The sequence below is a fragment of the Rhizobium sp. GN54 genome, assembly GCF_021026345.1.
Lineage (GTDB): Bacteria > Pseudomonadota > Alphaproteobacteria > Rhizobiales > Rhizobiaceae > Mycoplana.
In genome coordinates this window covers 338,276-361,714 of the sequence record NZ_JAJNCZ010000004.1, presented here as the reverse complement: position 1 = coordinate 361,714, position 23,439 = coordinate 338,276, and the positions used below count along the sequence as shown (strand labels likewise).

The following is a 23,439-nucleotide window of genomic DNA, read 5'->3' as shown; positions in this document are numbered from 1 at the left end:
GATCGAAATGCTAGCTGATGGCAGCCGGGAAAATGTGCTCGACGAACAATTTCCCTTTTTTCGTAAGCACCACACGAGCAGGAGCGTTACGCGACGCGTCAGTGCTCCAAGTATGCACGGGGCCAATTTCAAGCCTAGTTGTAACCAGGCCCATGTTTATCAAATCATGAAGAATTAGCTCATTGAGAGTTATCTGCTGCGCAATGATAGTTGCGTCACTCGCACGGCGCATTTCCACGGTGATTCCGACTTGCGTGACATCGATTTCGTATGGAGGAAGCTTACCTGGCAGACCGCCGCTGGCGATAAAATGAAGCAAGACCAGATGCCCCTCTGTCACACGGTCCAACAAGGAAAACACCAGCACGGAGAGATCAAATGGATAGCTGCGTTCAAATATCCCTTGAACAGCGGCATTTCTCAGTGCCTCAAGCTTCTTCTCCCCAATTGATCTCGCGGCAGTTTCAAACGCGCTTAGTAGCAACGGCTGAGTTTCAGGTTTCTGCAACGCGTCACCAATGTCTAGTGATGACGTTTGCTCCAGCTCGCGAAGGCGTTTCGCCAACGCAATGGCAAAATGCCGGTATGCAGCACAACGTGGATCGTCCCAAAGCTTTCCCGCAAGCAACTGCCAAAGGCTACCAAAAGGTAGAGCGCCGACGAGCGCCATGGCGAGATCTCTAACCGGCCCAGTCGGCGGCTCATTAAAAATGTCTGGCGATGCCATCCGAGTTCGCTCCTATCTCGATCGAGAAAAGCGATATCAGGAGGCCCAAGCTTTCTCTAGTTCACTTACAAAGGTTACTGGATGTGAATGCCCCATTTCGCGCTACGCCGTCGTTTAGGCGACGCCGATGCGCAATAGGTCGTGGAAGTGCACGATGCCGACCGGCCGCACGGTCTCGTCGGTGACGATCAGCGCCGAGATGTTGTGCTGGTTCAAAAGCCCCAGCGCCGCCGTCGCGAGCGTCGCCGGGCGGACGGTCTTCGGCGTGCGCGTCATGATGTCGTCGACGTCGAGCGCCGCCAGGTTGCGCGACAGATTGCGGGCGATGTCGCCGTCGGTGACGATGCCGGCCAACCTGCCTTCGTCGTCGATGACCCCGACGCAGCCATAGTGCTTCTGCGACAGGAGCAGCACGGCGGCCGGCATCGACGTGCCGAGCGGCACGAGCGGCAGGTTCTCGCCGCTGTGCATGATGTCGCCGACATGGGTCAGGCTCGCGCCCAGCTTGCCGCCTGGATGGAAGGTCTTGAAATCGGTGGCGGTGAAGCCGCGCGCCTCGAGCAGGGCCACGACCAGCGCGTCGCCGAGCGAAAGCTGCATCAGCGTGGAGGTGGTCGGCGCCAGCCCGTGCGGGCAGGCTTCCTGCGCCTTCGGCAAGAGCAGCACGATGTCGGACTCGCGCGCCAGTGCCGAGCGCTCGCCGGAGGTGATCGCGATCAGCGGGATCGAAAAGCGCCGGGAATAGGAGACGATCCCCTGCAACTCCGAGGTCTCGCCGCTCCAGGACATGGCGAGGATGACGTCGTCCGGTCCGATCATCCCGAGATCGCCATGGTTGGCCTCGACGGGATGGACGAAGAAGGCCGGCGTGCCGGTCGAGGCAAGCGAAGCGGCGATCTTGGTGCCGATATGGCCGGACTTGCCGATGCCGGTGACGATGACCCGCCCCCGGATGTCGCCGATCGTGCGCACCGCCTCGCAGAAGGCGTCGTAGAGGGAGCCGTTCAGCGCGTCGGCCAGGGCTTCGAGGCCGGCACGCTCGGTTTCGACGGTACGGATCGCTGAAGCGATCGCGCCGCTGCTTTCGACGAGAGCTTGTCTTTTGATCATCGCTGCCTGTTAGCGCTTTTGCCCGGCGATGTCCATCTGGCGCCGCCTTCGGCGCGGTCACACAGCGTAAGCTACGGAAACCGAACGTTAACCGTGTTGCTTTACCTGTGGTTAGGAATTTCAGAAATCATTGCGAACATCATGGCATACCGGCACGACAGACCAGACAGGGTGCGACCGACCGCGCCGCCGCACCGCACGGCTGCCGGCGCGCTCGTCGTCGCCGCGCTGCTCGGCGTTTCCCCGGTGCAGGCGCAGGAAGCAGCTCCGTCCGCACTCGGCACCGTCGAGCCCATCGGCTCGGACGCTTCGCTGCAAGCATTGGGCGCCCCCGCTGCGGCCGGCCCCCAGGGCGCCTCGTTCCAGACGCCCGCCCCGGCCGCGCCGGCCGCCCCGGATGCGATCGAGACCGGAGCCGTCGAGACGGCGCCGGATGCCGGCCGCCAGAACCTGCCGACCGGCTCCGTCGAAGGCTTCCGCAACGGCGCCATTCCCTATTCCGAGGATCCGCCGGGCATCGCCGTCGGCACCTTCACGCTGCGGCCCACACTTGAGCAGGGCATCGGCTACGAGCGCACCAAGACCGGCGACCAGACCGATACCCGCAGCTTCTCCACGACCACGCTGCGGGGCTCGCTCGTCTCCGACTGGTCCCGCCACCAGCTCACGATCGACGGCGCGGGCACCTACGAACGCAACTTCACCAGCAGCGACAACACCGAACCCGAAGTCGATATCGGCGCCGACCTGCGGCTCGACCTCTCCGGTGAGACGACGGCCAACCTCACCGCCGGCTACAGCCTGGAGCGGGAGGACATGGCCGATCCGAACGCCATCTCGGGCGCCGCGGTGCAGTCGGCGGTGCAGACGTTCAGCGGCGGCGCGCGGATCCAGCGCGACTTCGGCCTGATTCGCGGCACGCTGGGCGGAACGGTCGACCGCGAAACCTATGGCGACGTGGAACTGTCGGACGGCTCCGAACTGTCGCAGAAGGATCGCAACACCGTCACCGGCATTCTCACCGCCAGGATCGGCTACGAGATCTCGCCGGCACTGATCCCCTTCATCGAGGCCTCGGGCGGACGCGTCCGCTATGACGAGGAGCGCGATTCGTCGGGCTACGCCCGCTCCGGCGATCTCTATGCCGGCCGTGCCGGCCTGGAGTTCGATCTCGGCGAGAAGCTGCGGGGCGAACTGGGCATCGGCTTCGACCGCCAGACCTACGACGACGACCGCCTGAAGGCCATCAACGCCTTCGCCGCCGACGGCGCGGTCGACTGGTCGCCCCAGCGCGGCACGAACGTCAACCTGGGCCTCAGGACCTCGATCGAACCCTCCACCGCGCCCGGCGAGAGCGGCTACGTCTCCTACCTCGCAAGCAGCGAGATCACCCAGGATGTGCGCAGCAATCTTGTCGCCCGGCTGACCGGATCCTACGAATGGCGCGATTTCCAGACCGCTTCGGCATCCGACCAGAACGTCTACATCGTCGGCACCGGGCTCGCCTGGAATTTCAACCGTTACCTGGCGCTGAGCGGCGACGTCTCCTACGAACTGACGACGCAGAAGAACACTGAGGACACCGGCGTCACCCGCGCCGGGCTGGGGCTTGTCCTGCGCCGTTGAGCCCTGGATTTTGCGGAAAAGAGAGGCCGAGCCGGCTCGCACGGGCTCGGCGAAGGTTCCGCGCCGGAAAACGGCGCGGAACGGCAGGCGGCTTAGTTCAAGCCCTTGAGCAGCGACGCCAGCGGGCCTTCGACCGCGGGGCGGATGTCGGCGCGCGCCAGCGCGAAGGCGACGTTGGCGAGGATGAAACCGTCCTTGGCGCCGCAGTCATAGGTCTCGCCCTTGAAGTGATAGGCGGCGAACGGCTGGTCCTTCAGGAGCTTCAGCATGGCGTCGGTCAGCTGGATCTCATTGCCCGCGCCGCGCTCCTGGGTGGCCAGGATCGAGAAGATCTCCGGCTGCAGGATGTAGCGACCGTTGATGAAGAAGTTCGAAGGTGCCGTGCCCGGTGCCGGCTTTTCCACCATCGCGGTGATCCGGCGGCCTTCGCCGACCGTCTCGCCGACGCCGACGATGCCGTATTTGTGCGCCTGGTCCGGTGCGCATTCCTCCACGGCGATGACGTTGCCGCCGTCGTGGTCATAGAGCTCGACCATGCCCGACAGGCAGCCCTTCGGCGCCTTCATGATCATGTCCGGCAGAAGCAGCGCGAAGGGCTCGTTGCCGACGAGATCGCGCGCGCACCAGACGGCATGGCCGAGACCCAGCGGCTCCTGCTGGCGGGTGAAGCTGGTCGAACCCGCGACCGGCAGGATGCTGTCCAGAAGCGTCAGCTCCGCCGTCTTGTTGCGCTGGCGCAGCGTCTGCTCCAGCTCAACCTGGATGTCGAAATAGTCCTCGATGACCGCCTTCGAGCGACCGGTGACGAAGATCAGGTGCTCGATGCCCGCCTCCAGCGCCTCGTCGACGACATACTGGATCACCGGCTTGTCGACGACGGTCAGCATCTCCTTCGGAACCGCCTTGGTGGCGGGGAGGAACCGCGTTCCCAGTCCCGCAACCGGGAACACTGCTTTTCGTACCTTGCGCTTTTCGGCCATCATCAACCTCGTTTTGTACCACCACTCATCGGTGGGATGCTGTGTGCTGCATTAGCTTCAATTTGCTATCATTTTGCAAAGAGAGACGTGCTGGGGAATCCATGGTAAAGAATTTGTTGACTTCATGTCTGTAGGCTGAGCTTTCCACCGGAAGCTTACCGCTCCGCCCTGTCGAAATTTCGAAAGACGGAAACCAACGACCGATGCATCAGCTTAGCAACTCCAGGCTCCTTCGCTCCGCACGCGCCCTTGTCGTCTCCGCAGCTCTCCTGGTTCCCGCCACGGCCGCACACGCCGACGCCGGCTTCCAGAAATGGATCGCCAACTTCTACACGACAGCAGCCAAGAGCGGCATCTCGAAATCGACCTACCAGCAGGCCTTCAAGGGCGTCAAGACGCCGGATCCGGATGTGCTCGAGAAGGCGGCCTACCAGCCGGAGTTCAAGCACAAGATCTGGGACTACCTCGATTCGCGCGTGAACCCCTACACCGTCAAGATCGGCCAGGAGATGGCCGCCAAGTATGGCCGCACGCTTGCCGCCGTCGAGAAGCGCTATGGCGTCGATCGCAACATCCTGCTCGCCATCTGGTCGATGGAATCGAACTACGGCGCGGTGCTTTCGAAGGAGGACCGCCTCCACTACGTGCCGCGCGCGCTCGCGACGCTGGCCTATGCCGACCCGAAACGGGCCAAGTTCGCCCGCACCCAGCTGATCTCCGCCCTCAAGATCATCCAGAACGGCGACATCCGCGCTTCCGAAATGACCGGTTCCTGGGCCGGCGCGATGGGCCATACCCAGTTCATCCCGTCGAGCTACCTGCTCTACGCGGTCGACGCGGACGGCAACGGCCATCGCGACATCTGGAATTCGGTGCCGGACGCGCTGGCGACGGCGGCAAACCTGCTGCACAAGAACGGTTGGCAACCGGGCAAGACCTGGGGCTACGAGGTGGTGACACCCCGCGGCGGCGGTGCCTACGAAGGCCAGACGAAGACGCTGGCGCAATGGCAGAAACTCGGCTTCAAGCGCCCAAGCGGCAGCGGCTTCAGGAATGGCGGCGATCGCGCCGAACTGCTGATGCCGGCCGGCGCGGACGGCCCGGCCTTCCTGATGACCCGCAACTTCTTCGTCATCAAGCGCTACAACGCCTCCAACTCCTATGCCATGGGCGTCGGCATGCTGGCCGACCAGCTTGCCGGCTACGGCGGCGTGAAGCAGCGCTGGCCGCGCCCGGACGGCGCCCTCGACATTTCCGAGAAGTTCGAGCTGCAGACGCGGCTGAAGGAGCTCGGCTACTATGACGGAGAAGTCGACGGCAATCTCGGCTCCGGCTCCAAGGCCGCCATCGAGGCCGTCCAGAGCCGTCTCGGTCTGACGGCCGACGGCCAGCCGAGCACGCGCCTCCTGCAGGCCCTGCGGAAATAGCGCCAGCCTCGTCGCAGACTGCATGACGGGCGCCATTGGCGCCCGTATTCGTCGGCGCCGCAGGCATGGAGCACCCGTCATGGGCATTGGCGCTTTCCCGATCCCGCGCAATTTGCGATGATCGCCTGAAACGGATGCCGGGTGCCCGGCTCCGACAGCAACGAGGACCCCGCCGCGCATGGGACGCATCCACCGCCTGCTGGTGCTTCTGGCCTGCCTTGCGATCGCCGTGCCGCCGGCCGCGATCTATTCGGACGCCGTTGCGCAGGAACGGGTGCAGCGCCGCACCGTGCTCGATTTCCTCTTCGGCGGGTTCCGCCGCCGGCCCCGCGTGGAGGCGCAGCCGCGCATGCAACAGCGGGTGCAGCCTCGCCGCAACCAGGCGCGGAGCCAGAAGCCGAAGACCCGCACGAAGGCGCCGCAGGTGGCCGCACCCGCAGCACCCGTCGTGGTCGAGAAACTGGCCGACGCCCGCCGGGTTCTCATCGTCGGCGATTTCGTCGCAAGCGGCATCGCCGACGGCCTGACCGAGGCCTTCCTGCAGATGCCGGGGGTGGCGATCGAGGCGCGCACCAACGGTTCGTCCGGCCTCGTACGCCAGGACTACTACAACTGGGACCAGGAGCTTCCGAGGCTGATCGACGAGACGAAGCCGGCGGTCGTCGTCCTGAGCCTCGGCGCCAACGACCGCCAGATGATGACGATCGGCAGCGTCAAGGAAAAGTTCCGTAGCGAGGCCTGGACGGCGGAATATGCGCGCCGCGTGGCGAAGCTCGCAACCGACATCCGCGCCAGGGACGTACCGCTTCTCTGGGTCGGCATGCCGGCCTTCCCGACGGCGTCGATGACCGCCGATATGTCCGCGTTCAACACCGTCTATCGCGGCGCGGTAGAAAAGGCCGGCGGCACCTTCATCGATATCTGGGACGGCTTCGTCGACGAGGACGGCAAGTTCGTCATCACCGGCTCCGACATCAACGGCCAGCAGGTGCGCCTGCGCGGCTCCGACGGCATCTCGATGACCAAGGCGGGCAAGCGCAAGCTGGCCTTCTATGTCGAGAAGGACATCCGCCGACTGCTGGGCGACGCCATGACGACGGATGGGCAGACACCGGGCGGCGAGGCGGTATCCGACATGCTGGTCACCGCCCCCGCCGATCCGGCCGATATCCTCAGGACCCAGCCGATCAGCCTGACCGACCCCACGCTCGACGGCGGCCTGGTCCTCCTGGGCGGCAACGCGCCCGACAAGGCGAGCGGCCGCAGCCCGCGGGACCGGATGATCGAAAAGGGCGATTTCGCCGAAGCCCCCGCCGGCCGGGTGGACGACTTCCGCATGGACAAGCTCCGCCCGGCGATCAATGCCGCGGCGGGAAATTGATGCAGTCCCACGGTCCACAGCCTTTTACTCGTTGGGTTTATTGACGGACCAAGCATGAGCACCACCAAGCCGCCAAATTTCTTGATCGATGAAGTGCGCGGTGTAGATCTCACTCCGTGGACGGACATTTTACCCAAGAACTATACGATCTTAGGCGCAAGTCTCTGCCTCGATCTGTTTTTGGCTGATGAATCCGGTGCGGTATACATGTTGGAGATTTCGGCAGGGTCGATTTCTCAGATAGCATCGTCTGAAGACGAATTCCGGAAGAGCTGTATTCTCGACGATGAAGGCTGGCTGTTACGCCCGCTTGTCGAAGCATGCTGGGAAGCTGGAATGAGACCTAACCCTTCGCAATGCTACGCGTTCACGACCCTTCCGCTATTCGGAGGTGAGTACTCGGTCAGCAATATGTGGCTTTGCTCTTGGCTGGAATGGATATCTTTCTGCGGTGATATCTACAATCAGACCAAGCATTTGCCAGACGGAACGACTATCAACCTAGATTTCGTGGGCTGAGACAAGCGCGCGACGGTCAACATCGATCAAACGCCCAGGAGACGTGTATGGCACTTCCAACTCCAGACGGCATTTCCACCAACCGCTCGACCTTCCTCGCCGTCGAACCGCAGCTCTACGTCACCGCCATCGAAGCCGCCTGCGACTACTACGGCGAACGGCTCGGCTTCACCGTCGCCTTCGTCTACGGCGATCCGCCCTACTATGCGCAGGTCTACCGTGACGGCGTGCAGTTGAACCTACGCCAGGTGCACCAGCTACCGTTCGCCGCCGATTTCCGCGCCCGTGAAGACGATGCGCTGAGCGCAACCATCATCGTCGAGGACGCGGCAGCACTCGCGGCCGAGTTCGAGGCCGCAGGCGCGACCTTCCATCAGGCCCTGCGCACCGAGGAATGGGGAACGAAGACGATCATCGTCGCCGACCCCGACGGCAACCTGATCGCATTTGCCAGTTCCGCCTGACGCGCCCGCCGGCCGGCCACTGGAGGCCTCTCCGGGACACACATTCGAAAACGGAAAACCCCGCAGGCCGTTTTGGCTTGCGGGGTTTCGATTGCTCAGGCTGGGCTATGCCTGCCCGCTCAGCGCGGCAGCGTCGTCGAGCCCATCAGCACCTCGTCGATCGCGCGCGCGGCCTGGCGGCCTTCGCGGATCGCCCAGACGACCAGAGACTGGCCGCGGCGGACATCGCCGGCGGTCCAGAGCTTGTCGACCGAGGTCTTGTAGTCACGGTCGTTGGCGACGACGTTGGAGGAGCCGCGCTTGTCGGTGTGGATCGTCAGCCGCTCGCCGAGGTCACCCAGAACGCTGTCGGTGAAGGGGCCGCGGAAGCCGATGGCGATGAAGGCAAGGTCGGCCTTGATGATGAACTCCGTGCCGGCGATCGGCTTGCGGCGATCGTCCACCTGGCAGCACTTCACGCCGGTGAGCACACCGTCCTCGTCGCCGACGAATTCGAGCGTGCCGACCTGGAACTCGCGCACGGCCCCCTCGGCCTGCGAGGACGAGGTCCGCATCTTCGTGGCCCAGAACGGCCAGATGGCCAGCTTGTCTTCCTTTTCCGGCGGCTGCGGGCGGATGTCGAGCTGGGTCACCTTGACGGCGCCCTGGCGGAAGGCGGTGCCGACGCAGTCGGACGCCGTGTCGCCGCCGCCCACGACGACGACATGCTTGCCGCCGGCGAGGATCGGATCGGAAGGCCAGCCGACGCTGTCGATGTTCTCGCGACCGACGCGGCGGTTCTGCTGGACGAGGTAGGGCATCGCGTCGTGGACACCGGCGAAGTCGACGCCCGGGATGCCGGCGTCGCGCGGCGTTTCCGAGCCGCCGCAATAGAGCACCGCGTCGAACTCGGCGAGCAGTTCGTCCATCTTCTTGTCGACGCCGACATTGACGCCGCAATGGAAGGTGACGCCCTCGCCGCGCATCTGGTCGACGCGGCGATCGATGAAGTTCTTCTCCATCTTGAAGTCGGGAATGCCGTAGCGCAGGAGGCCGCCGGCCTTGGTCTCGCGCTCGAACACATGCACTTCGTGGCCGGCGCGGGCGAGCTGCTGCGCCGCCGCCATGCCGGCGGGTCCGGAGCCGATCACGGCGGCCTTCTTGCCCGTCTTCACGGTCGCCGGCTGCGGCACGATATAGCCCATCTCGTAGGCCTTGTCGGCGATCGCCTGCTCGACGGTCTTGATCGCCACCGGCATGTCCTCGAGGTTCAGCGTGCAGGCTTCCTCGCAAGGGGCGGGGCAGACGCGGCCGGTGAACTCCGGGAAATTGTTGGTCGAATGCAGGTTGCGGATCGCCAGTTCCCAGTTGCCGCTATAGACGAGGTCGTTCCAGTCCGGGATCTGGTTGTGAACAGGACAACCCGTCGGGCCGTGGCAATAGGGAATGCCGCAATCCATGCAGCGCGCGGCCTGCTTCTGGACCTCCTGGTCCGACATGGGGATGGTGAATTCGCGGAAGTGGCGGATGCGATCCGACGCCGGCTGATACTTCGCAACCTGACGATCGATCTCCAAGAAACCTGTAACCTTACCCACGAGTGTATTCCTCACTTCAAAGCGGGGGAACCGAAGGTCCCCAGTACCAGTAGGCAAATCCGATTGCCGCGCCCAGTACGATGAATTCCAAACCGATTTCGCCGTTCATCCAGAAGACGGCCGCCGGGACGGCGACCGCGATGCCGACTGAAATCACCCGATGAATGATGGCCGCCCGGCCGCTCACTCCGCTGCTTCGGCCATGTTCATGCGCTCCATCTCCTCGAGCGCGCGCCGGTACTCGACCGGCATGACCTTGCGGAACTTCGGACGGTAGTCCGCCCAATTGTCCAGGATGTCCTTGGCGCGTTTCGAGCCCGTGTAGTGCAGGTGGTTGGAAATGAGCTGGTACAGCCGCTCCTCGTCGTGGCGGGTCATGTCGCCGGACACGTCGACCCTGCCCTTGTGCATCAGGTCGCCGCCGTGGTGATGCAGCTTCTCCAGCATGTCGTCCTCTTCCGGCACCGGCTGCAGCTCGACCATCGCCATGTTGCAGCGGCGCGCGAAATCGCCCTCCTCGTCCAGCACATAGGCGACGCCGCCCGACATGCCGGCCGCGAAGTTGCGGCCGGTCTGGCCGATGACGACGACGACGCCGCCGGTCATGTATTCGCAGCCATGGTCGCCCACGCCCTCGACGACCGCCACGGCACCCGAATTGCGCACGGCGAAGCGTTCGCCGGCGACCCCGTTGAAGTAGCACTCGCCGTCGATCGCACCGTAGAGCACGGTGTTGCCGACGATGATGGAGTCTTCCGCGACCGTCTTCGAGGTCTCCGGCGGACGGACGATGATCTTGCCGCCCGACAAGCCCTTGGCGACGTAGTCGTTGCCGGCGCCGACGAGGTCGAAGGTGACGCCGCGCGCCAGGAAGGCAGCAAACGACTGGCCGGCCGTGCCGTTCAGGCGCACGGTGATCGTGTCGTCCTTCAGCCCCTTGTGGCCGTAGCGCTTGGCGACTTCGCCCGACAGCATCGCGCCGGCCGAGCGGTCGACGTTCTTGATGTCGACCTCGAAGGCGGTCGGCGTCTTGCTCTCGAGCGCGGGCCTGGCCTTCTCGATCAGCGTACGGTCGAGAATGTCCTGGATCGGGTGGTTCTGCCGCTCGGTCCAGTAGGTTGCCTCCTTCGGCGCATCGACCTTGTGGAAGATGCGGTTGAAGTCGAGGCCCTGCGCCTTCCAGTGCGAGATCAGCGCTTCCTTCTCCAGCAGTTCGGAGGCGCCGATGATCTCGTCGAGCTTGCGCACGCCGAGCGACGCCAGGATCTCGCGGACCTCCTCGGCGACGAAGAAGAAGTAGTTGACCACATGCTCCGGCGCGCCCTTGAAGCGCTTGCGCAGCACCGGATCCTGCGTGGCGACGCCGACCGGACAGGTGTTGAGATGGCACTTGCGCATCATGATGCAGCCTGCCGCGATCAGGGGTGCCGTGGCAAAGCCGAACTCGTCGGCGCCGAGAAGCGCGCCGACGACGACGTCGCGGCCGGTCTTCAAGCCCCCATCGACCTGAAGCGCGATGCGCGAGCGCAAGCCGTTTAGCACCAGCGTCTGGTGGGTTTCGGCAAGGCCGATCTCCCAGGGCGAGCCCGCATGCTTCAGCGAGGTCAGCGGCGAGGCGCCGGTGCCGCCGTCGAAGCCGGCAACGGTGATGTGGTCGGCACGGGCCTTGGCGACGCCGGCGGCAACCGTGCCGACACCGACTTCGGAGACGAGCTTGACCGAGACGTCCGCCGCAGGATTGACGTTCTTCAGGTCGTAGATCAGCTGCGCCAGATCCTCGATCGAGTAGATGTCATGGTGCGGCGGCGGCGAGATCAGGCCGACGCCTGGCGTCGAGTGGCGGGTCTTGGCGATCGTCGCATCGACCTTGTGGCCGGGCAACTGGCCGCCCTCGCCGGGCTTGGCGCCCTGCGCCACCTTGATCTGCAGCATGTCGGCATTGACCAGGTACTCGGTGGTGACGCCGAAGCGGCCGGACGCGATCTGCTTGATCGCCGAGCGTTCCGGGTTCGTGGAGCCGTCAGGCAGCGGCAGGTAGCGGTCGGCTTCCTCGCCGCCCTCGCCGGTGTTCGACTTGCCGCCGATCCGGTTCATGGCGATCGCCAGCGTCGTGTGCGCCTCTCTGGAGATCGAGCCGAAGGACATTGCACCGGTCGAGAAGCGCTTGACGATCTCGGAAGCCGGCTCGACCTCGTCGATCGATACGGGCTCGCGGCCCCAGGCGCTCGCGCCCTTGATGGAGAACAGGCCGCGGATCGTGTTCATGCGCAGCGACGAGGCGTTCACCATCTCGGCGAACTCCTGGTAGCGGTCCTGCGCATTGCCGCGCACGGCATGCTGCAGCGAGGCGACCGCGTCCGGCGTCCAGGCATGCTCCTCGCCGCGCATACGGAAGGCATATTCGCCGCCGATGTCGAGCGTGTTGGCCAGGATCGGGTCGCGGCCGAAGGCGGCCTTGTGGCGGGCGACCGTCTCGCGGGCGATCTCCTCCAGCCCGACGCCCTCGATGGTCGTCGCCGTGCCGAAGAAGTACTTGTCGACCAGCGCCGACGACAGGCCGATCGCATCGAAGATCTGCGCGCCGCAATAGGACTGGTAGGTCGAGATGCCCATCTTGGACATGACCTTCAGGATGCCCTTGCCCACCGCCTTGATGTAGCGGTAGACGACTTCGCTCTCGTCCACTTCCTTCGGGAACTCGCCGCGCTTGTGCATGTCGGTGAGCGTATCGAAGGCGAGGTAGGGGTTGATCGCCTCCGCGCCGTAACCGGCGAGCAGGCAGAAATGGTGCACCTCGCGCGGCTCGCCCGTCTCCACCACAAGGCCGACCGAGGTGCGAAGCCCCTTGCGGATCAGGTGATGGTGCACGGCGGCCGTCGCCAGGAGCGCCGGGATCGCCACACGATCCGGCCCGATCTGGCGGTCGGAGAGCACGATGATGTTGTAGCCGCCCTTCACCGCCGCTTCCGCGCGTTCGCACAGGCGGTCGAGCATCTCCGGCATGGCATCGGCGCCGCGCGAGATGTCGTAGGTGAAGTCGAGCGTCTTGGTGTCGAAGCGGTCTTCCGTGTGCCCGATCGAGCGGATCTTCTCCAGATCGCCGTTGGTCAGGATCGGCTGGCGCACTTCCATGCGCTTGGCATGCGCGGCCCCCTCATGGTCGAGGATGTTCGGCCGCGGCCCGATGAAGGAAACGAGGCTCATCACCAGTTCCTCGCGGATCGGATCGATCGGCGGGTTGGTGACCTGGGCGAAGTTCTGCTTGAAATAGGTATAGAGCAGCTTGCCCTTGCTCGACATCGCCGAGATCGGCGTGTCGGTGCCCATCGAGCCGATCGCCTCCTGCCCCGTCGTCGCCATCGGCGACATCAGGAGCTTGGTGTCCTCCAGCGTGTAGCCGAACGCCTGCTGGCGATCGAGCAGCGACACGTCGCGGCGCAGCGCCCGCGGCTCGACCGGCCGCAGGTCCTCCAGGATCAGCTGGGTGTTGTCCAGCCAGGTGCGGTAGGGGTGCTTGCCGGCGAGGTCGGACTTCACCTCCTCGTCGGAGACAATGCGGCCCTTCTCCATGTCGATCAGCAGCATCTTGCCCGGCTGCAGGCGCCACTTCCTGACGATGTTCTCGTCCTTGACCGGCAGCGTGCCTGCCTCGGAGGCGAGGATCACGCGGTCGTCGTCGGTGACGATGTAGCGGGCCGGACGCAGGCCGTTGCGGTCGAGCGTCGCGCCGATCTGCTTGCCGTCGGTGAAGGCGACCGCGGCCGGGCCGTCCCACGGCTCCATCAGCGCGGCGTGATATTCGTAGAAGGCCTTCCGCTCGGGCGACATCAGCTGGTTGCCGGCCCAGGCTTCCGGGATCAGCATCATCACAGCATGCGCCATCGAATAGCCGCCGCGGATCAAAAATTCGAGCGCGTTATCGAAACAGGCGGTATCGGACTGGCCCTCGTAGGAGATCGGCCAGAGCTTGGTGATGTCGTCGCCGAACAGCGGCGAGGACACCGACGCCTGACGGGCAGCCATCCAGTTGACGTTGCCGCGCAGCGTGTTGATCTCGCCGTTGTGGGCGACCATGCGGTAGGGATGCGCCAGCTTCCACGACGGGAAGGTGTTGGTCGAGAAACGCTGGTGGACGAGTGCGACAGCACTCTCGAAGCGCGGATCGGCCAGGTCCTTGTAGTAGGCGCCGACCTGGTAGGCCAGGAACATGCCCTTGTAGACGATGGTCGAGGACGACAGCGACACCGGGTAGAAGCCGCTCTCCTCGCCCTGGTACTCGTCATAGATACGGTTGGAGATCACCTTGCGCAGCGTGAACAGGCGGCGCTCGAACTCGGCGGTCGAGGCGGCGTCGCGCCCGGCACCGACGAAGATCTGCACGTGCTTCGGTTCGGTGGCGGCGATCTCGGGCGCCTTGGACAGCGAGGAATTGTCGACCGGCACGTCGCGGAAGCCGAGCAGCACCTGGCCTTCCTCGGCGACGACGTCCTCGATCACCTTCATGAAGTGCGCGACAAGCGTCTCGTCCTGCGGCATGAAGATGTGGCCGACGGCATATTCGCCGGCCTTCGGCAGGGTGACGCCCTGCCTGGCCATCTCCTCGCGGAAGAAGCGGTCCGGAATCTGGACGAGGATGCCGGCACCGTCGCCCATCAGCGGGTCGGCGCCGACGGCGCCGCGATGCGTCAGGTTCTCGAGCATGAACAGCCCGTCCTTGACGATCTGGTGCGACTTCTGGCCCTTCAGGTGCGCGACGAAACCGACGCCGCAGGCGTCATGCTCGTTGCGCGGGTCGTACAGCCCTTGTTTTTTCGGAAGCCCGACGCGTCGCGCCGTCGTTTTGGCGTCCGTCGCAGTCGTCTGCGCGCGGTTCAAACCAAAACTCTTCGACGCGAATTCCGCCATCGTCTTTCCTCCTGTGGCCCGGGCAATGCGGGCAGGCTTTTGCCCGCGTGCCGACCGTCTGCGTCTTGCAGTCCGGCCCCACGGGCATCATCGTTGCATGAACCGTACCGGGCGGCAAACTGAAGTCGGCCCGGCGAGGCATAAACGTCAGAAACCGTCGCAATCTGCATGGCATTCGCGATCGACTTGCGATCCGCGGCACTTGCATCACGGCCGAACACCCGCAAGAAGCGAGAGATCGGACATCGTTTCGGTCCCCCTGACCGAAATAGGACAGCAAGACTGTCCTATTTCGTAGGCTCTATGCCAGAAACGACCCGGCGCCGCAAGGGCATCTGGCCAAAATTTTAACATCAAATGACGAAAAATTGCGACTTGCACACCTCTTTTGAAACTTAATTACGAGTGCGCGACCGAAGGTTTCAGTTAATTCCAAAATCGCGTCCCGTCACCGTTTTGCCACCGTTTCGCCGCCGGATCCCGTTGATCGGTGCCCGTGCTCGTCTATGGTCGCACCGATCGATGACACTGGAGCCGGCCGAGCCGGAAGAACCGCATGTATTTCGCCTCCGACAACTGGGCCGGCGCCCATCCCGAGATTGCCCGCAGCCTCAGCGACGCCGCGGGCGGTTTCGCCAGGGCCTATGGCGCAAGCGACCTCGACAGGAAGGTGGAGCACACCTTCAGCGAGATCTTCGAGCACGACGTCGCCGTCTTCTTCGTCGGCACCGGAACGGCCGCCAATTCGCTGGCACTTGCAAGCTACAACCGTCCGGGCGGCCAGGTGTTCTGCCACGCCGAGGCCCATGTGAACGTCGACGAGTGCAACGCGCCGGAGTTTTTCGCGACCGGCGCCAAGCTCGTCTCCGTCGCAGGGAAAGAGGGGCGGATGGCGCCCGACGCGCTGGCGGCCGCGATCGGCCGCTTCCCGCCCGATTTCGTCCATGGCGGCCAGCCGATGGCCGTTACCATGACACAGGCGACCGAGGCCGGCACGGTCTATGCGCTGGACGAGATCGCCGCGATCGGCAGGATCGCCCACGATGCGAAGCTGCCCCTGCACATGGACGGCGCCCGCTTTGCCAATGCGCTGGTGACGCTCGACACCACGCCGGCGGACATGACCTGGAAGCGCGGCGTCGACATTCTTTCCTTCGGCGGAACCAAGAACGGCTGCTGGTGCGCCGAGGCGCTGGTGCTTTTCGATCCCGCCCACGCCCGCCAGATGCACTACCTGCGCAAGCGCTCCGCCCAGCTCTTCTCCAAGTCCCGCTTCATAGCCGCCCAGTTCGACGCCTATTTCAGAGATGGGCTGTGGCTCGCGCTCGCGCGCCATTCGAACGCCATGGCGTCGCGACTGGCAGACGGCTTCGCCGCGGCGAATTCCGCCCGCCTCGCCTGGCCGACCGGCTCCAACGAGGTCTTCGCCATCCTGAAGAACGCGACCCTGCAGGCGCTGCGGGACGAGGGCGCCGTCTTCTACGACTGGCCGGCGCCGGCCGGGATCCGCGAGACCATGGCCGGCGACGAGACGATGATCCGCCTTGTCACCAGCTTTGCCACGACCGAAGACGAGGTCGACCGCTTCCTGTCCGTCTGCACGCGCTGAGCGCGCATCAGTCCGCCCCGTGCGGCAGGATGCGGGCGACGATGAGGCTGGACAGCGCCTCCGTCAGCGCCGCATCGGCCCCGCGGCGCGGGATCAGCATGAACTCGACGTCCTCGAGCTGCGGCAGGCGGTCGGCGGGAATCTCCTTCAGCCCCGGAGGCACCATGCTGCGCGGCTGTACCAGCACCCCCATGCCGGCGCGCGCCGCCGCCGTCAGCCCGCTGAGGCTGCCGCAGGTGCAGACGATCCGCCAGGCGATCCTCGCCCGGTCGAGCGCCTCCTGCGCCGCCCTGCGGGTGATGCTGGGCGCCGGAAAGGCGATCAGCGGCAGGGCGCCGCCGCGCGACAGCACCAGGTCCGGATCGCGCGCCAGCCAGACCAGCGGTTCGCGATAGAGAAGCCGCCCCTGCGTCTCGCCGGCGTGCCGCTTGGCAAGCACCAGGTCGAGGTCACCGGCCTCCTGCATCTGGTAGAGCACTGCGCTCAGCGCCACGGTCAGCTCCAGGTCGACGAATGGATGCAGCCGGATGAAATCCTCCAGGATCGCCGTCAGCCGGTTCGCCACCACGTCCTCCGAGACGCCGAGCCGCAGTCGCCCGCGCAGGCGGCTCTCGGAAAAGAGCGACGTCACCTTGCCGTTGAGGTCCAGCATGCTGCGGGCGTGGCCGAGCAGCGCCTCCCCCTCGCCGGTCAGCCTGACATGATGGGTATCGCGAAAGACGAGCTGGCGGCCGAGCGCCTTCTCCAGCCGCTGGATATGTTGCGTCATGGTCGACTGGCCGATGCCGAGCCGCTCGGCAGCCGCTGTAAAGCTGCCGGTCTGCTCCAGCATGACGAAGCTGTTGAGATAGGTCAGGTTCAGCATGGTTATCCTAAAATGCGATAACTGTTAGTGTTTGCATCCTGCTTCATGATGAGCGAGGGGTAAAGCCGAAACCAAGGGACTCCGACAGCCAAAGGGAATACCAGAGCATGAGCCGCTTCCTGCCCGACCGCTTCACGATCATGCTGGTCTGCACCGTCATCCTCGCCTCGCTGCTGCCGGTGAGCGGCGTTGCGGCCGACTATTTCTCGATCGCCACCAATCTCGCCATCGCGCTTCTGTTCTTCCTGCATGGCGCCCGCCTGTCCCGCGACGTCGTGGTCGCCGGCATGCTCCACTGGCGCCTCCACCTTGTCATCATGCTGACGACCTTTGCGGTCTTCCCGCTGCTCGGCCTTGCGATCGGCTTTCTGCCCGAATCGATTCTGCCCGGGCCGCTCTATCTCGGCATCCTCTTCCTCTGCGTCCTGCCCTCGACCGTCCAGTCCTCGATCGCATTTACCTCCATGGCCGGCGGAAACGTGCCGGCGGCGATCTGTTCGGCATCGGCCTCCAACATCGTCGGCATGTTCCTGACACCGCTTCTCGTCGGCCTGCTGTTTTCGATCGGCGGCCACGGCGGCTTTTCCTGGGATGCCCTGCAGAAGATCCTGCTGCAACTGCTGGCGCCCTTCGTGCTCGGCCAGTTGCTCGAGCCCTGGATCGGCGACTGGATCCGCAGCAAGAAGAAGATCCTCAGCCCCGTCGACCGCGGCTCGATCCTGATGGTCGTCTACCTCGCCTTCTCGGAAGCCGTGATCCAGGGCATCTGGCGCACCTTTTCGGCCGGCGACATCGCCACGCTTGTTGTCATCGACATCGTCCTGCTTGCCGCCGTGCTGCTGATCACCTTCTACGGCAGCCGCCTGCTCGGTTTCTCCCGGCAGGATGAGATCACCATCGTCTTCTGCGGATCGAAGAAGTCGCTTGCGAGCGGCGTTCCGATGGCCAATGCGATCTTCGCCGGCCAGCCGGTCGGCGCGATCCTGCTGCCGGTCATGCTGTTCCACCAGATCCAGTTGATGGCCTGCGCGGTGATCGCGCAGAAATATGCCGAGCGCCAGCGGGCGAAGGAACAGGAGGCGCTGGCCGCCGCAGCCGCGGCCTGAGGAACGACTGATCCCCCAACGCAAAACGGCGCCTTTTCGGGCGCCGTTCGCATGTCCGGATCAGGAAAGTTCGTCAGGCGGACTGGGCCTCGATCTGCTTGGGCTCGCGGCTGGCCGCGGCAATCTCGATCTTGCGCGGCTTGGCGGCTTCCGGGATCTCGCGGACGAGATCGACGTGGAGCAGGCCGTTCTTCAGCTGCGCGCCGCGGATCTCGACATGGTCGGCGAGCTGGAAGCGACGCTCGAAGGCGCGCTTGGCGATGCCACGATAGAGGAACTGCGGCTGGTCGCCGTTTTCCTCGGCCTTCTCACCCTTGACGGTGAGTACATGCTCGCGGGCCTCGATCGAAAGCTCGCTTTCATCGAAACCGGCAACCGCCATGGTGATGCGGTAGGCGTTTTCGCCGGTGCGCTCGATATTGTAGGGCGGGTAGCTCTGGCCCTGGTCCGGCTGGCCGAGGCTGTCGAGCATCGTGAACAGGCGGTCGAAGCCGACGGTGGAGCGGTAGAGGGGGGAGAAATCGAAGTGACGCATGGTGTCCTCCATTTGAGCAACGTGTTTGCGATCGAAACCGACACCTGATTTCAAGGGTGCCGGTCGGTTCCAAGGGCTCACCCCGATTGGCAGTGATTGCCCGTCAGCAGGCCCTTTCCGGCGCCCGCAGGGTTGAGATGGTGATACCCGCCGGGCAGTTCAAGCCCCCTGCCCGCGCCGTTCGGAACCGGGCCACGGATCCCCTCCGTACCGTCTGAACGGCCGATGAACGCGGTCTTCCGGCTCCGTTCACCTGCCGCCGGATACACCGTCACCATCGGAAGCGCGATCTTCCGCCGCCGGAGTGAAACGTCCCTTCCACCCCGGTCACTCTAGCCGGCTTGCGCAGACGCCCCCCGCGTCCCGCATGGCCGGCTTTTTTCTTTGACGCGAACCGGACGAGCCCCTACCCTCGTGTGCAATCGCTTCCCGAGCCCGGCCCGGACATGGACGAACTCCTTTTCGCAACACCCGACAATCCCGTTCCCGACAATCACTTCACCGGCTTCTTCGAAGGCAGGGGCGGCGTGAAGATCCGCTATGCCGTCTTCCGCTCGGCCGCACGCGAGGCGAAGGGAACGGTCGTGCTGCTCCAGGGGCGCAGCGAACAGATCGAGAAATACTTCGAGACCATCAACGATCTGACGGCGCGCGGGCTCTGGGTCGCGACCTTCGACTGGCGTGGACAGGGCGGATCCGGCCGCATGCTCGGCGATCCGCTGCGCGGCCATGTCGTCCGCTTTTCCGACTACGAGGCCGACCTGAACCATTTCCTCGAACAGGTCGTCCTTCCCGACACGCGCCTGCCGTTCTTCATCGTCGCCCATTCCATGGGCGCGCTCGTCGCCCTGTCGCGGGCGCCCGAACTGGAGAGCCGGATAGACCGCATGGTACTGGCCGCGCCCTTCCTGGCGCTGGCCGGCCAGGTGATGAGCCAGCGCTCGATCACCATGATCGCCAATACGGCGAGCTTCTTCCAGCTCGGCGGTCGCACCTTCCGCAAGCATCCGCCGGCGCCGCCGTTCGAGGGCAATGCCTTGACCGGCGACCGCCGCCGCTTCGAGCGCAACATGGCGATCTGCAACGCATTTCCGGACCTGACCCTCGGCCAGCCGACCGCCCGCTGGCTTAAGGAATCGCTGTCCGCCATCGCCCGCGTCTCGCGCCAGGAACACCTGACCCGCATCCGCATCCCCACGCTTGTGCTCTGCCCGACGCTGGACCCGATTGTGCCGCGCTCGACGCTGAACGCCTTCGCCAGGAAGTTTCGCGCCGGCCGCCTGATCGAGATCGACGGCGCCCGCCACGAACTCTTCAGCGAGGCAGACCGCTACCGCGCCCAGGCGATGGCGGCAATCGAGGCCTTCATCCCCGGAAGCCAGGCGGAGCAGACGGCACTCGGCGCGTAAGCCGGGATTTCGACCGGGCTCCGGTCAGCTGCGAAGGATCGCCATCGCCTCGTCGTAGACGGCGCGGCTGCCGGCCGCGATCACCCGGCCGCCCATCTCCGCGCGCCCGCCGTCCCAGTCGGTGATGATCCCGCCCGCCTGCTCGATGACCGGGATGAGACCGCCGACGTCATAGGCCTTCAGCGACGTCTCGATGACGAGATCGACATGGCCGGCGGCCAGCAGCGCATAGGCGTAGCAATCGACGCCGTAGCGAAACAGCCGCACCTTGTCCTGCACCGCCTCGTAGCGCTGGCGGTCGCCGTCGACGAAGATGTGCGGCGACGTCGTGAACATGACAGCATCCGACAGGCCCGCGCAGGCGCGGGTTTTCAGGACGCGTTCGCCTTCCGGGCCACTGTAGAACGACTGGCTGCCGTCGGAGAAATAGCGCTCCCCGGTGAACGGCTGGTCGACGAGCCCCATCACCGCCCGGCCGTTCCTGTAGAGGCCGATCAGCGTTCCCCAGACGGGCACCCCTGAAATGAACGCGCGCGTGCCGTCGATCGGATCGATGACCCAGACATACTCCCGGTCGAGCCCCACCGAACCGTGCTCCTCGCCGAGAATGCCGTGCTCGGGAAAACGCTCGGTGATCACGGCACGGATCGCAGCCTCCGCGGCACGGTCGCCCTCCGTCACCGGATCGAAGCCCTCCTCCTCCTTGTTCACCACATGGGCGCCGACGCGGAAGCGCGGCAGCGTCTCGGCCTTGGCGGCATCGGCGAGGAGGTCGAAGAAGGCGCGATCGGGAAGCATGGTAATCTCACATTTGGCGAAGGTCGATCGTCCTTAGAGCAAGACGGGGCAAAACGGAACCGTTCCGGAGGTGCATCGCCCGGACGAGGCCTGCCGTCGGGACCGGGCGATGCGGGCCTATTGCCGAAAAATTGGTCCCTGTCTGGAAATGCTTGACAATTGTGCAGCGCAATATTATGGTTCGGCTACAGTCACTCGTGACTGTAATACCCTCCTTGGGTGTTTCCTCCCTAGACTTAACCGCGCCCACAGCGCGGTTTTTTTTGACGGGAATGTTTCAAGGCAAGGGGCGTTCAGCACGCTCGGGCGTGCGCCCGGCCCTCACTCTGCCGCAAGGGCGCTGTCGGAGGCATATTTCTCGACATAACCGGACAGTTCGGCGAGCGCCCAGGCGATCCCCGCCCGGACCGCCTCGAATTCCGGCTTCTTCCGCAACGTCGTCTCGTCCACGTAGAGCGCCCGGTTGACCTCGATCTGGATGGCATGCAGCCCCTTGGCGGGCCGCCCGTAGTGCTCGGTGATGAAGCCGCCGGCATAGGGCTTGTTGCGGGCGACGACGAAGCCCATGTCCTCGAACAGGCGGACGACGGCGCGGGACAGGTCGCCGGCGGCACTGGTGCCATAGCGGTCGCCGATGATGAAATCCGGCTTTTCGCCGCCGGCGATGCGGATGTTGCCGGGCATGGAATGGCAGTCCACCAGGACGGCGAAGCCGAATTTCAGGTGCGTGCGCACGATCAGGCTGCGAAGGCAGGCATGATAGGGCTTGTAGATCGTCTCGATCCGCTCCAGCGCCTCGCTGACCGGCATGCGGCGCTGGTAGATCTCCATGTTCTCGGCCACCACCCGCGGCACCGTGCCGAGCCCGCCGGCGACCCGCATCGAAGAGACATTGGCATAGGGCGGAAGCGAGCCTTCGAACATGCGCGGGTCGAGCTCGTACGGCTCGCGGTTGACGTCGAGGAAGGCACGCGGGAAGTGGGCTAGGAGCATCGGCGCACCGAGTTCGGTCGCTGCGCCGAAAAGCTCGTCCACATAGTGATCCTCCGACCGGCGGATCGAAAGCGCATCCAGCCGCGAATCACGGATAAATCCCTGTGGATAGGCGCGCCCGCTATGGGGAGAATTGAACACCAGTGGAAGCGTCTGCGAGGCCGGCTCCAGGACCTCGAAGAGGCCTTTCTCGCTGAATTCCGGAGCCATTTCGGTCCTTTACCATATGACAAGATCGCGATGTCCTGTATGTTGCCAGCCGCAGCCACCCGTGTCCATAGTCGCCACGACGCAACGAGGCCGCGATTCGTCCGTTCATCGGATTTTTACCGGAATCGTTATTTCGTACCTGAACCGCCGCACCGGCAGAACAACCAGCAGTAACGGCCCCCACGTACATGAGTTTCAAGATCCTCCTCGCCGAAGACGACAACGACATGCGCCGCTTTCTCGTGAAGGCTCTCGAGCGCGCCGGCTACAAGGTCACTTCCTACGACAACGGAGCGAGCGCCTATGACCGGCTTCGCGAGGAGCCGTTCTCGCTGCTTCTGACCGACATCGTCATGCCGGAGATGGACGGCATCGAGCTTGCCCGCCGCGCCACCGAGCTGGATCCGGATCTCAAGGTCATGTTCATCACCGGCTTCGCAGCCGTTGCGCTGAACCCGGACTCCAAGGCCCCGAAGGACGCCAAGGTCCTCTCCAAGCCGTTCCACCTGCGCGACCTCGTCGACGAGGTCAACAAGATGCTGGCCGCCTGAGCGCCGCTCCTGTTGCAGGAAAATCTGTCTCTTTGAGTGCCGCGGCCCGGACGGGTGCGCGGCATATTTCTATTGCCGCAGGAGCAGCAGCGCCACATAGGCGATCACGGTCAGAAGCAGACCGCGGAAGGCGAAGCGCACCATGCGGTACTTGTCCAGCGCAAGCTTCGCCATCGCATCGGCGTTCTCCACGTACTGCCCGAAGAGATAGCCCATGTCGCCCGCCGCACTGGCGGCGAGCAGGCGGCCGCGCTGCTCCTTCCATGCGCCCCAGAACAGCGAGGTACAGTGCTCGGCCCGGCGCGGCAGCACGACGAGGATGGCGCAGACGATGGTAAGGACGACGGATGCGGCAAGGATGGCGGACGCCACCGCCCACAGATGCGCACTGCCGGTGTATCGCGACAATTGGAAGACGCCCTGACCTTCGGCAGACCACATCAGGAACGCCAGCATGAAGGTAAAGATATAGGCCGCCTTCTGGTCCGCCGACCTGAGCTGGTCGTAGAAGACGTCGTTCACCTTCTTGATGTGGTTGAAATGTTCGATGGAAATCGAACCCTCATCCGTCTCTACAGGGATACTGCCGTCCTTCAAGCTATTTCCGATGCCCGTCATGAACTTGTCGCCCCGTTTTCAGCCCGTTT

Annotated in this window: 20 protein-coding genes; 9 read left to right on the top strand and 11 right to left on the bottom strand. The window is 64.7% G+C overall.

The window, feature by feature from the left end:
- Nucleotides 1-10: 10 nt before the first annotated feature.
- The gene (locus tag LQK81_RS13675) at nucleotides 11-727 is read right to left on the bottom strand and encodes a hypothetical protein (protein WP_230806910.1); all 717 of its coding nucleotides are present in this window, start codon (nucleotides 725-727) and stop codon (nucleotides 11-13) included.
- Nucleotides 728-841: 114 nt separating this feature from the next.
- Nucleotides 842-1,837, bottom strand: coding sequence for a KpsF/GutQ family sugar-phosphate isomerase (locus LQK81_RS13670; RefSeq protein ID WP_230806909.1), 996 nt, complete (start codon nucleotides 1,835-1,837; stop codon nucleotides 842-844).
- A gap of 141 nt (nucleotides 1,838-1,978) precedes the next feature.
- Between LQK81_RS13670 and LQK81_RS13665 the strand changes: the two genes are divergently transcribed.
- On the top strand, nucleotides 1,979-3,463 hold the full coding sequence (locus LQK81_RS13665) for an outer membrane beta-barrel protein (protein WP_230806908.1): 1,485 nt from the start codon (nucleotides 1,979-1,981) through the stop codon (nucleotides 3,461-3,463).
- 92 nt (nucleotides 3,464-3,555) lie between these two features.
- Here the strand turns inward: LQK81_RS13665 and galU are convergent, their stop codons facing one another.
- Nucleotides 3,556-4,443, bottom strand: a complete 888-nt coding sequence (gene galU / locus LQK81_RS13660; protein ID WP_230806907.1) for a UTP--glucose-1-phosphate uridylyltransferase GalU — start codon at nucleotides 4,441-4,443, stop codon at nucleotides 3,556-3,558.
- Between the two features lie 203 nt (nucleotides 4,444-4,646).
- Between galU and LQK81_RS13655 the strand changes: the two genes are divergently transcribed.
- The 4 genes from LQK81_RS13655 (at nucleotide 4,647) to LQK81_RS13640 (ending at nucleotide 8,234) form a co-directional block, all read left to right on the top strand.
- Nucleotides 4,647-5,870, top strand: a complete 1,224-nt coding sequence (locus tag LQK81_RS13655) for a lytic murein transglycosylase (protein WP_230806906.1) — start codon at nucleotides 4,647-4,649, stop codon at nucleotides 5,868-5,870.
- Between the two features lie 178 nt (nucleotides 5,871-6,048).
- Entirely contained in the window at nucleotides 6,049-7,251 is a 1,203-nt protein-coding gene (locus LQK81_RS13650; RefSeq protein WP_230806905.1) for an SGNH/GDSL hydrolase family protein, read from the top strand.
- A 54-nt stretch (nucleotides 7,252-7,305) separates the two neighbouring features.
- Complete coding sequence (locus LQK81_RS13645; RefSeq protein ID WP_230806904.1) at nucleotides 7,306-7,770, top strand: T6SS immunity protein Tdi1 domain-containing protein; 465 nt, start codon at nucleotides 7,306-7,308, stop codon at nucleotides 7,768-7,770.
- Nucleotides 7,771-7,817: 47 nt separating this feature from the next.
- The gene (locus LQK81_RS13640; protein WP_230806903.1) at nucleotides 7,818-8,234 is read left to right on the top strand and encodes a VOC family protein; all 417 of its coding nucleotides are present in this window, start codon (nucleotides 7,818-7,820) and stop codon (nucleotides 8,232-8,234) included.
- A gap of 119 nt (nucleotides 8,235-8,353) precedes the next feature.
- On the opposite strand, the gene LQK81_RS13635 is transcribed toward LQK81_RS13640, so the two are convergent.
- From LQK81_RS13635 to gltB, 3 genes are read right to left on the bottom strand one after another with little or no spacing between them, the layout of a single operon-like run.
- A complete protein-coding gene (locus LQK81_RS13635) occupies nucleotides 8,354-9,811 on the bottom strand; it encodes a glutamate synthase subunit beta (protein WP_230806902.1) in 1,458 nt (485 codons plus the stop codon).
- Nucleotides 9,812-9,827: 16 nt separating this feature from the next.
- The gene (locus LQK81_RS13630) at nucleotides 9,828-9,998 is read right to left on the bottom strand and encodes a hypothetical protein (RefSeq protein WP_230806901.1); all 171 of its coding nucleotides are present in this window, start codon (nucleotides 9,996-9,998) and stop codon (nucleotides 9,828-9,830) included.
- The gene (gene gltB, locus LQK81_RS13625) at nucleotides 9,995-14,716 is read right to left on the bottom strand and encodes a glutamate synthase large subunit (RefSeq protein ID WP_230806900.1); all 4,722 of its coding nucleotides are present in this window, start codon (nucleotides 14,714-14,716) and stop codon (nucleotides 9,995-9,997) included. Before gltB ends, LQK81_RS13630 begins: the two co-directional genes overlap by 4 nt.
- Before the next feature lie 556 nt (nucleotides 14,717-15,272).
- On the opposite strand from gltB, the gene LQK81_RS13620 reads away from it, so the two are divergent.
- Nucleotides 15,273-16,325: a threonine aldolase family protein gene (locus tag LQK81_RS13620; RefSeq protein WP_230806899.1), complete on the top strand. Its 1,053-nt coding sequence runs from the start codon at nucleotides 15,273-15,275 to the stop codon at nucleotides 16,323-16,325.
- A 7-nt stretch (nucleotides 16,326-16,332) separates the two neighbouring features.
- On the opposite strand, the gene LQK81_RS13615 is transcribed toward LQK81_RS13620, so the two are convergent.
- Nucleotides 16,333-17,190 carry a LysR substrate-binding domain-containing protein gene (locus tag LQK81_RS13615; protein WP_230806898.1) on the bottom strand — a complete coding sequence of 286 codons (858 nt, stop codon included), beginning with the start codon at nucleotides 17,188-17,190 and terminating at the stop codon, nucleotides 16,333-16,335.
- Between the two features lie 107 nt (nucleotides 17,191-17,297).
- Between LQK81_RS13615 and LQK81_RS13610 the strand changes: the two genes are divergently transcribed.
- Nucleotides 17,298-18,296, top strand: a complete 999-nt coding sequence (locus LQK81_RS13610) for a bile acid:sodium symporter family protein (RefSeq protein ID WP_230806897.1) — start codon at nucleotides 17,298-17,300, stop codon at nucleotides 18,294-18,296.
- A 73-nt stretch (nucleotides 18,297-18,369) separates the two neighbouring features.
- Here the strand turns inward: LQK81_RS13610 and LQK81_RS13605 are convergent, their stop codons facing one another.
- Nucleotides 18,370-18,831, bottom strand: coding sequence for an Hsp20 family protein (locus LQK81_RS13605; protein ID WP_230806896.1), 462 nt, complete (start codon nucleotides 18,829-18,831; stop codon nucleotides 18,370-18,372).
- A gap of 446 nt (nucleotides 18,832-19,277) precedes the next feature.
- On the opposite strand from LQK81_RS13605, the gene LQK81_RS13600 reads away from it, so the two are divergent.
- Nucleotides 19,278-20,240, top strand: a complete 963-nt coding sequence (locus tag LQK81_RS13600) for an alpha/beta fold hydrolase (RefSeq protein WP_230806895.1) — start codon at nucleotides 19,278-19,280, stop codon at nucleotides 20,238-20,240.
- A gap of 24 nt (nucleotides 20,241-20,264) precedes the next feature.
- Here LQK81_RS13600 and hisN read toward each other — a convergent pair whose 3' ends face one another.
- Both hisN and LQK81_RS13590 read right to left on the bottom strand, forming a co-directional pair.
- On the bottom strand, nucleotides 20,265-21,038 hold the full coding sequence (gene hisN / locus LQK81_RS13595; RefSeq protein ID WP_230806894.1) for a histidinol-phosphatase: 774 nt from the start codon (nucleotides 21,036-21,038) through the stop codon (nucleotides 20,265-20,267).
- 321 nt (nucleotides 21,039-21,359) lie between these two features.
- Complete coding sequence (locus LQK81_RS13590; RefSeq protein ID WP_230806893.1) at nucleotides 21,360-22,241, bottom strand: N-formylglutamate amidohydrolase; 882 nt, start codon at nucleotides 22,239-22,241, stop codon at nucleotides 21,360-21,362.
- 188 nt (nucleotides 22,242-22,429) lie between these two features.
- On the opposite strand from LQK81_RS13590, the gene cpdR1 reads away from it, so the two are divergent.
- Nucleotides 22,430-22,792 carry a response regulator CpdR1 gene (gene cpdR1 / locus LQK81_RS13585; protein ID WP_112593707.1) on the top strand — a complete coding sequence of 121 codons (363 nt, stop codon included), beginning with the start codon at nucleotides 22,430-22,432 and terminating at the stop codon, nucleotides 22,790-22,792.
- A gap of 69 nt (nucleotides 22,793-22,861) precedes the next feature.
- Here the strand turns inward: cpdR1 and LQK81_RS13580 are convergent, their stop codons facing one another.
- On the bottom strand, nucleotides 22,862-23,410 hold the full coding sequence (locus LQK81_RS13580; protein ID WP_412178774.1) for a Pycsar system effector family protein: 549 nt from the start codon (nucleotides 23,408-23,410) through the stop codon (nucleotides 22,862-22,864).
- Nucleotides 23,411-23,439 lie beyond the last annotated feature (29 nt).

What these genes read in the sequence shown, in the direction of transcription:
- gltB (WP_230806900.1), bottom strand. Translation starts at nt 14,716, where the DNA reads ATGGCGGAATTCGCGTCGAAGAGTTTTGGTTTGAACCGCGCGCAGACG.
- cpdR1 (WP_112593707.1), top strand. Translation starts at nt 22,430, where the DNA reads ATGAGTTTCAAGATCCTCCTCGCCGAAGACGACAACGACATGCGCCGC.
- LQK81_RS13675 (WP_230806910.1), bottom strand. Translation starts at nt 727, where the DNA reads ATGGCATCGCCAGACATTTTTAATGAGCCGCCGACTGGGCCGGTTAGA.
- LQK81_RS13650 (WP_230806905.1), top strand. Translation starts at nt 6,049, where the DNA reads ATGGGACGCATCCACCGCCTGCTGGTGCTTCTGGCCTGCCTTGCGATC.
- LQK81_RS13590 (WP_230806893.1), bottom strand. Translation starts at nt 22,241, where the DNA reads ATGGCTCCGGAATTCAGCGAGAAAGGCCTCTTCGAGGTCCTGGAGCCG.
- LQK81_RS13670 (WP_230806909.1), bottom strand. Translation starts at nt 1,837, where the DNA reads ATGATCAAAAGACAAGCTCTCGTCGAAAGCAGCGGCGCGATCGCTTCA.
- LQK81_RS13655 (WP_230806906.1), top strand. Translation starts at nt 4,647, where the DNA reads ATGCATCAGCTTAGCAACTCCAGGCTCCTTCGCTCCGCACGCGCCCTT.
- LQK81_RS13580 (WP_412178774.1), bottom strand. Translation starts at nt 23,410, where the DNA reads ATGACGGGCATCGGAAATAGCTTGAAGGACGGCAGTATCCCTGTAGAG.
- LQK81_RS13605 (WP_230806896.1), bottom strand. Translation starts at nt 18,831, where the DNA reads ATGCGTCACTTCGATTTCTCCCCCCTCTACCGCTCCACCGTCGGCTTC.
- LQK81_RS13610 (WP_230806897.1), top strand. Translation starts at nt 17,298, where the DNA reads ATGAGCCGCTTCCTGCCCGACCGCTTCACGATCATGCTGGTCTGCACC.
- LQK81_RS13620 (WP_230806899.1), top strand. Translation starts at nt 15,273, where the DNA reads ATGTATTTCGCCTCCGACAACTGGGCCGGCGCCCATCCCGAGATTGCC.
- LQK81_RS13665 (WP_230806908.1), top strand. Translation starts at nt 1,979, where the DNA reads ATGGCATACCGGCACGACAGACCAGACAGGGTGCGACCGACCGCGCCG.
- LQK81_RS13640 (WP_230806903.1), top strand. Translation starts at nt 7,818, where the DNA reads ATGGCACTTCCAACTCCAGACGGCATTTCCACCAACCGCTCGACCTTC.
- galU (WP_230806907.1), bottom strand. Translation starts at nt 4,443, where the DNA reads ATGGCCGAAAAGCGCAAGGTACGAAAAGCAGTGTTCCCGGTTGCGGGA.
- LQK81_RS13600 (WP_230806895.1), top strand. Translation starts at nt 19,278, where the DNA reads ATGGACGAACTCCTTTTCGCAACACCCGACAATCCCGTTCCCGACAAT.
- LQK81_RS13645 (WP_230806904.1), top strand. Translation starts at nt 7,306, where the DNA reads ATGAGCACCACCAAGCCGCCAAATTTCTTGATCGATGAAGTGCGCGGT.
- hisN (WP_230806894.1), bottom strand. Translation starts at nt 21,038, where the DNA reads ATGCTTCCCGATCGCGCCTTCTTCGACCTCCTCGCCGATGCCGCCAAG.
- LQK81_RS13615 (WP_230806898.1), bottom strand. Translation starts at nt 17,190, where the DNA reads ATGCTGAACCTGACCTATCTCAACAGCTTCGTCATGCTGGAGCAGACC.